The organism is Pseudomonas sp. NBRC 111127 (assembly GCF_001320345.1).
GTDB classification, from domain to species: Bacteria; Pseudomonadota; Gammaproteobacteria; order Pseudomonadales; family Pseudomonadaceae; genus Aquipseudomonas; species Aquipseudomonas juntendi.
The window spans coordinates 1-2,227 of record NZ_BCBD01000288.1 but is presented as its reverse complement, the minus strand read 5'-3'; the positions used below and the strand labels follow the sequence as shown (position 1 = coordinate 2,227).

The following is a 2,227-nucleotide window of genomic DNA, read 5'->3' as shown; positions in this document are numbered from 1 at the left end:
CCTCGCCCAGCGGGCGCACGGCGCAGCTGGCCAACCTGTGGAATGACGGCGGCATGTTCCCCAACGGGGTGATGGGCTTCTTCGCCGGCTTCCAGATCGCCGTGTTCGCCTTCGTCGGCATCGAGCTGGTCGGCACCACCGCTGCCGAAGCGAAAAACCCCGAGCGCACCCTGCCGCGGGCGATCAACTCGATCCCGGTACGCATCATCGTGTTCTATGTGCTGGCACTGATCGCGATCATGGCGGTGACCCCATGGCGCGACGTGGTACCGGGCAAGAGCCCGTTCGTCGAGCTGTTCGTGCTGGCCGGCCTGCCGGCCGCGGCGAGCATCATCAATTTCGTGGTGCTGACGTCGGCCGCTTCGTCGGCCAACAGCGGCGTGTTCTCCACCAGCCGCATGCTGTACGGCCTGTCGCAGGAAGGTGATGCGCCCAGGGCATTCGAGAAACTGTCCAGCCGCTCGGTGCCTGCCAACGGCCTGTACTTCTCCTGCACCTGCCTGCTGCTGGGGGCGGTGCTGATTTACCTGGTGCCGAACGTGGTCGAGGCATTCACCCTGGTGACCACGGTATCGGCGGTGCTGTTCATGTTCGTCTGGACGCTGATCCTGCTGTCGTACCTGAAGTACCGCAAGCAACGGGCGGCGCTGCACCAGGCGTCGAAGTACAAGATGCCGGGCGGGCGCTTCATGTGCTACGTGTGCCTGGTGTTCTTTGCCTTCATCCTGGTGTTGCTGAGCCTGGAGGCCGACACCCGCTCGGCGCTGGTGGTAACGCCGATCTGGTTCCTGTTGCTGGCATCCACTTACCAGGGCGTGCGCAGCCGCCGTCAGCCGCGTTCCACAGTGCGCAACGGTTAATGGCCTTGGGGGCTGCTTTGCGGCCCCAATCCTGTGCACGCAAACCCCACAAGCACCATGCTGGCCCGCGCAAACGCCCCAACACCTCGCACCACGGCTCTATCCCGCCCGTTTCGCCGTTAGGCACACCCCTTGCAACGCTCCTCCCGCTTGCCCAACACATAAAAACCAGCGGAGAGAGCACATGAAGCGTCGCAGTCTGATCAAGGCCTTTACCCTCAGCGCATCGATTGCGGCAATGGGCCTGAGCTGGAGTATCCAGGCCGCCGAGACCATCAAGGTCGGCATCCTGCATTCGCTGTCGGGGACCATGGCCATTTCCGAGACGTCGCTCAAGGACATGGCGCTGATGACCATCGAGGAAATCAACGCCAAAGGCGGGGTCAACGGCAAGATGCTCGAACCGGTGGTGGTCGACCCGGCCTCCAACTGGCCGCTGTTCGCCGAGAAGAGCCGCCAGCTGCTGACCCAGGACAAGGTCGCGGTGGTGTTCGGCTGCTGGACCTCGGTGTCGCGCAAGTCGGTGCTGCCCGTGTTCGAGGAACTCAACGGCCTGCTGTTCTACCCCGTGCAGTACGAGGGTGAAGAGATGTCGCCAAACGTGTTCTACACCGGCGCCGCCCCCAACCAGCAAGCCATCCCTGCGGTGCAATACCTGATGAGCGAAGACGGCGGCAGCGCCAAGCGCTTCTTCCTGCTGGGCACCGACTACGTCTACCCTCGCACCACCAACAAGATCCTGCGGGCCTTCCTGCACAGCAAGGGCGTGGCCGACAAGGACATCGAAGAGGTGTACACGCCGTTCGGCCACGCCGACTACCAGACCATCGTCGCCAACATCAAGAAGTTCTCCGCAGGCGGCAAGACGGCGGTCATCTCCACGGTCAACGGCGACTCCAACGTGCCGTTCTACAAAGAACTGGCCAACCAGGGCCTGAAAGCCACCGACGTGCCGGTGGTGGCGTTCTCGGTGGGCGAAGAAGAGCTCCGCGGTATCGATACCAAGCCGCTGGTGGGCCATCTGGCGGCGTGGAACTACTTCGAGTCGGTGGATAACCCGGTCAACCAGAAGTTCGTCGCCGACTGGAAAGCCTACGCCAAGGCCAAAGGCCTGCCAGGTGCCGACAAGGCGGTAACCAACGACCCGATGGAGGCCACCTACGTGGGCATCCACATGTGGGCCCAGGCGGTCGAGAAAGCCAAGTCCACCGACGTGGACAAGGTCCGCGAGGCCCTGGCCGGCCAAACCTTCAAGGCACCGTCAGGCTTCACCCTGACCATGGACAAGACCAACCACCACTTGCACAAGCCGGTGATGATCGGCGAGATCCAGGATGACGGGCAGTTCAGCGTGGTCTGGGAAACCG

At 63.2% G+C, this 2,227-nt stretch carries 2 protein-coding genes; both read left to right on the top strand.

All coding sequences use genetic code 11. The features are described from left to right. The coding region (locus tag APH30_RS26870) for an amino acid permease (RefSeq protein WP_156326736.1) at positions 1 to 860 on the top strand (860 nt) is incomplete at its 5' end. A 184-nt stretch (positions 861 to 1,044) separates the two neighbouring features. Next, a partial coding sequence (gene urtA / locus APH30_RS26865; RefSeq protein WP_054914234.1) for an urea ABC transporter substrate-binding protein occupies positions 1,045 to 2,227 on the top strand: 1,183 nt, incomplete at its 3' end.